Raw genomic sequence first — 7641 nt, 5'->3', positions numbered from 1 at the left:
TATCTGGCATCTGTGTAACATATGTTTGACAAACCTACAAAGATTAATTGGTTTATAAGACAAATTTCTATAATGCAATGCACATTACTTTCAGGGGCAATGGCAGGTTTGTATTTTGTATTAGCCACCATGATTTTGTTTGTTGCGTATGGAGAGCCAAATCATCGGTATAAATTATACATATTATTAGCCACGGCAACACTTCTTACACTATCCTGCATTCTCGCCTTTTTCCTATATTCCAGCCATTTGAAAAAAGAAAATGATCTGAAAACAAAGAATATTGAAGTTCAGGAAGAAAACGACGGCTTGCGGTTGGCGTTATATGCCAATATGGAAATGATGGATGATGATATGCGGCAATATCGTCATGATAATAGACATCATAGGGCGGTTCTTAGAGAATTGGCTTCTAAAGGAGACTTGGAGGAAATAAAAGATTACCTGGCACAGCTTTCGGAACAAGATGAAGATCTAAAGAAGAAAAATGTGCTATATACCGGAAATTATATGGTGGATGCCATCATAAATGGAATTATTGCGAAAGAGGATTATTCAGATGTTAAGTTCCATTGTGAAGGTAAGTTGCCACGAAAATTAATGATTCAGGATGTTGACTTGAGCGGACTGCTTTCGAATGGTTTGGAAAACGCAGCGGAAGCCTGTTTACATAGTAATGGTGATAAGTGCGTTCTGTTCAAAGCTGCAAGTTATGAGAACATGATTCATTTTGAGATTAAGAATACATATGATAGTACAAGATATAAAGCACTTTCAAAAGGAGATTTTGAAACAACAAAGAAGGATAGTGAATATCATGGATATGGAATAGAAAGTATGCGCCGTGTTGTAAAGAAATATGATGGTAAGCTGGAGTATATCGTAGAACCGGAGTGGGTGATTACAGATATATACTTACAGCAAAAAGATGAAATATAAAAAATATGCTTAGAAACAAAAAAGTCCTATGATCTGTTGCGTGATTGTGTAAGTCGGTTAGCAGACCATAGGATTCTTTGATATATAGGGCTTTTATTTGCTTAGTGAGGCAAGCTGAGCTTTTAATGCAGCAATTTCTGCGTCCTTTTCAGCCATAGCTGCAACCGCTTCATCCCGTTCTTTTTTCAGCTCATCGATCATGTAGTTGACTGTATTCTCATCCAATTTTCGTAATGCTTCAGAAAACATGGTAACAACCTCCTCCGGGTGATACAGATATTCTGACATATCAATGCAGATAGCCTTCATCCATGGATAGTCGGATATCAGTGCTGCAAGGTCATCCATGGTAGTTGCCGTTAACAGGGATAACCATGCGTTAAGTTCGTTGATATCTTTAGAATACTTACTTTTTCGGAAGACGTCAAGGGCAACGACATAGTATTCCTGTAGAAGACGAAGGTCGATCCCGGTATCAAATGCTGCTTTTCCATGATGCAGATAAATGTCAGCCAGATCGGCAGTCTTACATTCTTTCGGGCTGTTTTCAAACATCACGATCGTATAAACGGTTTTCAGATCCTGATAGGTGAATGTACTTCCCTTTTCCCCTTTTACTCTGGTGTACTGGCGGAGCAGAAGATCAGCAGAGTAGCAGGACATCCGCTCACCGGGGAATGTATATGGGATTTTTTGAATCTCGACATTTGCGATCGAACCGTCTTCTAACTGAACAATGATATCCAGAAGCAGGAGAGAGGTTGATGGCAGCATACTGTCTTCATTTGACAGGATACACTTCACAGTTACATTTGTACCGATGATACTGCTGATCAGACGCGATAATCGTTCCGGGTATATGTCCGGGTTGAACAGCTTCTTGAAAAATGGATCATAGGTCAACGGCAGACTTTTCTTCCCTTCCATGAATTCGAGAAAGTGCGATTTCCATTTGTCGGGCCAGTTCAGATATGTCCGATAAATAGATGGATTCTTTTTCAGTTCCATCAGACATTCATTTTTGGTTCGGGCTGGGAAAAGCTGTTGAATGTTTTTTATGGCAGACGATTTGTTAGGTTCTGTTGATGTGATAGTAGTGTTTTCTATTTCATTTTCATTGTACATAAATTTATTTCCTCTCAATTTCCGGCGCCTTTTTTGTCGACAAGGTCAGCTTACCAGAAATAAAGGAAAAAAGTTTGTAAATGTAATGAATGGTATGTCTGGATGTAATAACTTGCACTTTTACAGAAATTTTTTATTAATTTCCTCTGGCATATTGACGACTCTTTTTTTTTTTTTATAATGTTTATGCCGTTTTTCAGCTTGTATCGGTTTGTAAAAAAGGCGGAGATATTGATGAATAATTATCAAAAAATAGGTGAGGTGAGAGAAAAAAGGACGGGTCAATAAACCAAAAGTAAGGGTACTGTAAAAATTTGTATGGAACAAGGAGGATCAAAGAAAATGATACAAAAGAAGATAAGAAGTCTGATCTATGCGGGCTTGGGATTGATTTTATGTGTATTGCTGTGTGGCGGAATCGGTATGACTGCACAGGCGTATTATGAAGATGATGATACATATAATGGTTTTCAATATTTTAAAATGGGTGATGGAGTTTCAATTGATGGATATATAGGTGATGAGACAGAGCTTGTAATTCCAGAAGAAATTGATGGCATGAAGGTCACATGTATAGGCGAAAATGCATTTTGGGGGAAGAGTGATTTAACGAGTATAACCATACCGGAAAGTGTAATCTGGATAAGGGATCATGCATTTTCAGAATGTAAAGGTATAACAAGTATAATAATTCCAGCCAATGTGGATAGAATAGATTTCGGTGTCTTTTCGGGATGCGATAAATTAGAAAATATTACAGTAAGCAAGGAAAATAAATATTATGACAGCAGATATAATTGCAATGCGATCATTAAAACTTCAAGTAACACATTAGTTAGTGGATGTATAAAAACAGTGATTCCAAAAGATGTAACAAGCATAGGGGACGATGCGTTTTCGGATTGTATAGGCTTAACAAGCATAACCATACCGGAAAGTGTAACAAGTATAGGGTACTTTGCGTTTAAGTCCTGCCACAGTTTAACAAGCATAACTATGGCAGAGGGGTTAACAGATATAGGGGTTGGTGCATTTTATTACTGTAGCAGTTTAACGAGCATAACCATACCAAAGAGTGTAACAAGTATCGAGAGCAGTGCATTTCATGACTGTAGCAGTTTAACGAGCATAACTATACCGGAGGGCGTAACAAAATTAGAGCGTAATACATTTAAGGACTGTAGCAGTTTAACCAGTGTAACATTGCCAAAAAGTTTAACAAGTATACGGGGCTGGGCGTTTGATAACTGCAGCAGTTTAACAAGCATAACAATACCAGATGGGGTAACATGCATAAGTTTTCATGCGTTTGCGAACTGTAGTAAGTTAACTTATGTTGCTATTCCGGATAGTGTTACAGAATTTGAAGAATATGATGAAGATGGAGAGTTATTAGCAATTTTTGAGAACTCACCAAATGTAACCATCATCTGTAACAAAGATTCAGCTGCATACCAATATGCGACAGAGCATAATATACCGGTTAAATTAGTATCCGAAACAGAGAATCCATCAAATGATCCAAAGAAGAACAACACAAAAACGGCTACCCCGGCGAAGAAAGGTACAACCCTTACTGTTGCATCTAAGAAGCTTAAAGTAAAGGTAACTTCATCTTCGAAGAAGAACCCAACTGTTACAATTACGAAGTTTACTGATAAGAAAGCCAAGAAGCTTACCATTCCTGCAACTGTAAAAGTGAAAGGTGTTACCTATAAGGTAACTGCGGTCTATGACAAAGCATTCAAGGGCAATAAGAAGTTGACAACAGTTACGATCGGAAGCAACGTGACGACGATCAGTAAAGAAGCATTCTCCGGCTGCAAGAATCTGAAGAAGATCACAGTTACAGCAGGAAAGCTTAAGACCATCAGTAAGAATGCATTCAAAGGTATTAATAAGAAAGCAACCATTACTGTGAAAGGCACAAAGAAAGCAAAAACAGCTTTAAAGAAACAGTTGAAAAAGAAATCCATCGGATATGTAAAGACATGGAAGATTAAATAATAAGAAAATGAATTTATAAAGCCTCTGTCTGTTATAGATATATATGAATCTATAGCAGGCAGGGGCTTTGTTATATTTTATATGATATGAGATACTGTATCCGGATTTTTTACTAGATAAACTTGTTTTCCACACTGATATCCGTTACAATCAAACATGGAGAGACGGCGGCAATATATTAAGATATACATGTTATTCTGTTCTGTCAGGAAAGGAGATGGGACATGGATAACGAATTAATATATTCCGCTGATGCGACATATCAGAAAGCACAGTATGATGCCTGTGCCAAGCGGCTGCTGGGACAGAAGATCATACTGGCGCATATACTGATACGGGTAGTAGATGAATTTAAAGGCATGGATGCAGAGACGGTCGCTTCGCTGATTGAGGGTGAACCGTATATCAGTCAGGTTCCGGTTGAGCCCGGACTAACGAACAAAGAAACAGTGGATGCCAGAACCGGTGAACGGATTGTTGGACTGAACATAGAAAGCTCCGAGATAGACGAGGGAAAGATATATTTTGATATCATTTTCTATGTACGGATGAGGGATGGACTGGCGAAAATGATCATCAATCTGGAAGCACAAAAGAATGAACCGACAAAGTATCACATCTTAAATCGGGCAATCTTTTACACCGCAAGGCTGGTATCTTCTCAGAAAGAGCGGGAATTTACCGGTTCTGATTACAACGAGATCAAACAGGTGTATTCAATCTGGATCTGTATGAATATGAAAGAGAACAGTTTGAGTCATATCCATATGGTAAAGGATGATTTACTTGGTAATCAGGACTGGAAAGGCAATCTGGAGATTCCTAATATCGTGATGATTGGGCTGGCAAAGGAGATTCCGCCAAGGGAAGAAAGATATGAATTGCATCGATTGCTGGGAGCATTATTGTCGCAGACAATGACAGCAGAACAAAAATTGAAGCTTATGAAACAGGAGTATGATATACCGGTAGAGAGACACGGTATAGGAGATGGGGTGAAAATCATGTGTAATCTGAGTGAAGGTGTAGAAGAAATGGGATATGCAAAGGGCGAAGCCGCTGGAATGATCGCTGGCAAAGCTGCTGGCAGGGCAGAAGGCGAAAAAATAGGCGAAGCACGAGGTAAGGTCATTGGAAGGTCTGAAGGAAGATTAGAAGGAAAATCTGAAGAAAGAGCTGATATTGTTCTGAAAATGCATAAGAAAGGCTATTCCTTAGAGCAGATCATGGATGTAACCGAAATGAGTGAAGCTGAGATTAAGGCAATCATAGGATAAGAGCATAAGCAGAACAGATAACATGTATATTTTATAGAAGTCCGGATATGGCAGAAATGATGTATCTGGACTTTTTTGCCTCAATAATATCCCTGATATAGCACCGAAAACAGGCGGCGCTTTATTAGGTATCCGTATTTTCCCATTGAGAAAACCAACCATTTTACATATAATTGAAGCGTGGAATAAATGCAGAACAACCGTCGGATGATGGTGATAAGATATACGAAAGGAGCATAGATAAATGGAAGAAAATAAAACGTATATAGCAATTGACCTGAAATCCTTCTATGCTTCTGTAGAATGTAGAGAACGGAACAGAGATCCTTTGACTACAAATCTGGTAGTGGCAGATGCGAGCCGGACAGAGAAAACGATCTGTCTGGCGGTATCCCCCTCCCTTAAGGCATATGGAATACCGGGCAGGGCGAGACTATTTGAGGTTGTTCAGAAGGTTCGTGAAGCAAATAATATAAGAAGACGGAATATACCGGATCATCATTTTACCGGGGCGTCGGATGACAGCACGAAGCTGGGGGCAGATCCGACTCTTCAGCTTGATTATATTATTGCTCCTCCACGCATGGCACTTTATATGGAATACAGTACACGGATCTATGACATTTATTTGAAATACATTGCGCCGGAGGATATTCATATATATTCGGTCGATGAGGTATTTATGGATGTGACCGGATATCTGAATACCTATCATATGACAGCCAGAGAGCTTGCTATGATGATGATACGGGATGTGTTGAAGACGACCGGAATCACAGCGACAGCCGGAATCGGAACCAATCTGTATCTCTGCAAGATCGCGATGGATATCGTGGCGAAGCATATCGAACCGGATAGGGATGGCGTGCGGATCGCGGAGCTGGATGAAATATCGTACCGCAGGAAGCTTTGGAGTCACAGACCGATCACAGATTTCTGGCGTGTCGGTCAGGGCTATGCGAAGAAATTAGCGGAATATGGGCTATACACGATGGGCGATGTGGCAAGATGCTCGGTCGGAAAGGCAAATGAATTATATAATGAAGATTTACTCTATAAGTTATTTGGCATTAATGCAGAGTTGCTGATCGATCATGCATGGGGATATGAGCCTTGCACGATGGACCAGATCAAGGCATATAAACCGGAGACGAATAGCATTTGCACAGGACAGGTACTGCATTGTCCGTATGATTTTGATAAGACAAGGCTGGTTGTAAAGGAAATGACTGATCTTATGTCGCTTGATCTGGTGGATAAGGGACTTGTTACGGATCAGATCGTGCTTACGATCGGATATGATATTGATAATCTGACAGACCCGGCGAGAAAGAAGAGATATAAAGGTGCGGTTACGACGGATCGATATGGACGAAAGGTTCCGAAGCATGCGCATGGAACGATCAATCTGAAGCGGCAGACCTCATCGACGCAGATGCTTATGGATGCGGTAATGGAACTGTATGACCGGATCGTCGATAAGGATCTTTTGATCCGGAGGATCAATATTACCGCGAATAAACTGGCGGATGAACATACTGTCGCGAATGACGATGCGTATGAGCAGCTTGATTTTTTTACAGATTATGAGGCTGTAAAAAAACAAAGGGAAAAAGAGGAAGCAGATCTGGATCGGGAACGTCACATGCAGGAAGCTATGCTCAGTATTAAGAAAAAATATGGGAAAAATGCAATTCTGAAGGGGATGAACCTGCAGGAGGGAGCAACGGCGAAAGACAGAAATGCACAGATCGGCGGACATAAGGCATAAAGAGGTATATATAACATGCAGGATCAGAACAACCATAAATATGATGATATCATTCATTTGGAACACCCTGTTTCAAAGACACATCCGCAGATGTCACTCTATGACCGGGCGGCACAATTTGCGCCATTTGCAGCATTGACAGGACATGCGGCGGCGATTCGTGAGACTGCCAGACGGACAGATGAGAAACGGGTGCTCAGTGATGAAGTATTGGAAGAGCTGAATGAGAAACTAAACATTATTTCAGCAAATATAGGTACAGAACAGTTAATGGATATTACCTATTTCGTACAGGATGAGAGAAAAGCCGGAGGAGAATATGTTACGCATTCCGGTATCGTTAAGCGAATCGATCTGTACAGGAGAGCGGTGATCATGGCAGATGAAACGATCATACCGATTGAAGATATCAGTCGGATAGAAAGCGATCTGTTTTCCGGTTTGGAGTAACGTAAAAATTATATGAAAATGCCTGAAAATTATGTAGGTTTGTCAAACATATGTTACACAGATGCCAGATAA

Annotated in this window: 6 protein-coding genes; 5 read left to right on the top strand and 1 reads right to left on the bottom strand. The window is 40.1% G+C overall.

What is annotated here, in order from left to right; translation table 11 throughout:
* The first annotated feature begins 108 nt into the window (after positions 1 to 108).
* Complete coding sequence (locus DWW43_RS11960) at positions 109 to 939, top strand: ATP-binding protein (RefSeq protein WP_165853080.1); 831 nt, start codon at positions 109 to 111, stop codon at positions 937 to 939.
* A gap of 93 nt (positions 940 to 1032) precedes the next feature.
* Here the strand turns inward: DWW43_RS11960 and DWW43_RS11955 are convergent, their stop codons facing one another.
* Positions 1033 to 2064: a PD-(D/E)XK nuclease family transposase gene (locus DWW43_RS11955; protein ID WP_243104491.1), complete on the bottom strand. Its 1032-nt coding sequence runs from the start codon at positions 2062 to 2064 to the stop codon at positions 1033 to 1035.
* A 342-nt stretch (positions 2065 to 2406) separates the two neighbouring features.
* Here DWW43_RS11955 and DWW43_RS11950 point away from each other — a divergent pair, with 342 nt between their 5' ends.
* The 4 genes from DWW43_RS11950 (at position 2407) to DWW43_RS11930 (ending at position 7569) form a co-directional block, all read left to right on the top strand.
* Complete coding sequence (locus DWW43_RS11950; protein WP_243104489.1) at positions 2407 to 4071, top strand: leucine-rich repeat protein; 1665 nt, start codon at positions 2407 to 2409, stop codon at positions 4069 to 4071.
* A 224-nt stretch (positions 4072 to 4295) separates the two neighbouring features.
* Positions 4296 to 5348, top strand: a complete 1053-nt coding sequence (locus DWW43_RS11940) for a hypothetical protein (protein WP_243104487.1) — start codon at positions 4296 to 4298, stop codon at positions 5346 to 5348.
* Positions 5349 to 5592: 244 nt separating this feature from the next.
* Positions 5593 to 7119: a DNA methylase gene (locus tag DWW43_RS11935; protein ID WP_119963763.1), complete on the top strand. Its 1527-nt coding sequence runs from the start codon at positions 5593 to 5595 to the stop codon at positions 7117 to 7119.
* Between the two features lie 15 nt (positions 7120 to 7134).
* Positions 7135 to 7569 (top strand): hypothetical protein, encoded by a 435-nt coding sequence (locus DWW43_RS11930; protein WP_119963761.1) that lies wholly within the window; start codon positions 7135 to 7137, stop codon positions 7567 to 7569.
* Positions 7570 to 7641 lie beyond the last annotated feature (72 nt).

It is taken from the genome of Clostridium sp. AF15-41, assembly GCF_003604095.1.
Taxonomy (GTDB): domain Bacteria; phylum Bacillota; class Clostridia; order Lachnospirales; family Lachnospiraceae; genus Coprococcus.
The sequence above is the reverse complement of the archived record's forward strand: the minus strand, read 5'-3'. Positions and strand labels throughout refer to the sequence as shown.

Excerpts from the sequence above, each read along its gene's own strand:
- DWW43_RS11955 (WP_243104491.1), bottom strand. The coding sequence starts at position 2,064 with ATGTACAATGAAAATGAAATAGAAAACACTACTATCACATCAACAGAA.
- DWW43_RS11950 (WP_243104489.1), top strand. The coding sequence starts at position 2,407 with ATGATACAAAAGAAGATAAGAAGTCTGATCTATGCGGGCTTGGGATTG.
- DWW43_RS11940 (WP_243104487.1), top strand. The coding sequence starts at position 4,296 with ATGGATAACGAATTAATATATTCCGCTGATGCGACATATCAGAAAGCA.
- DWW43_RS11935 (WP_119963763.1), top strand. The coding sequence starts at position 5,593 with ATGGAAGAAAATAAAACGTATATAGCAATTGACCTGAAATCCTTCTAT.
- DWW43_RS11930 (WP_119963761.1), top strand. The coding sequence starts at position 7,135 with ATGCAGGATCAGAACAACCATAAATATGATGATATCATTCATTTGGAA.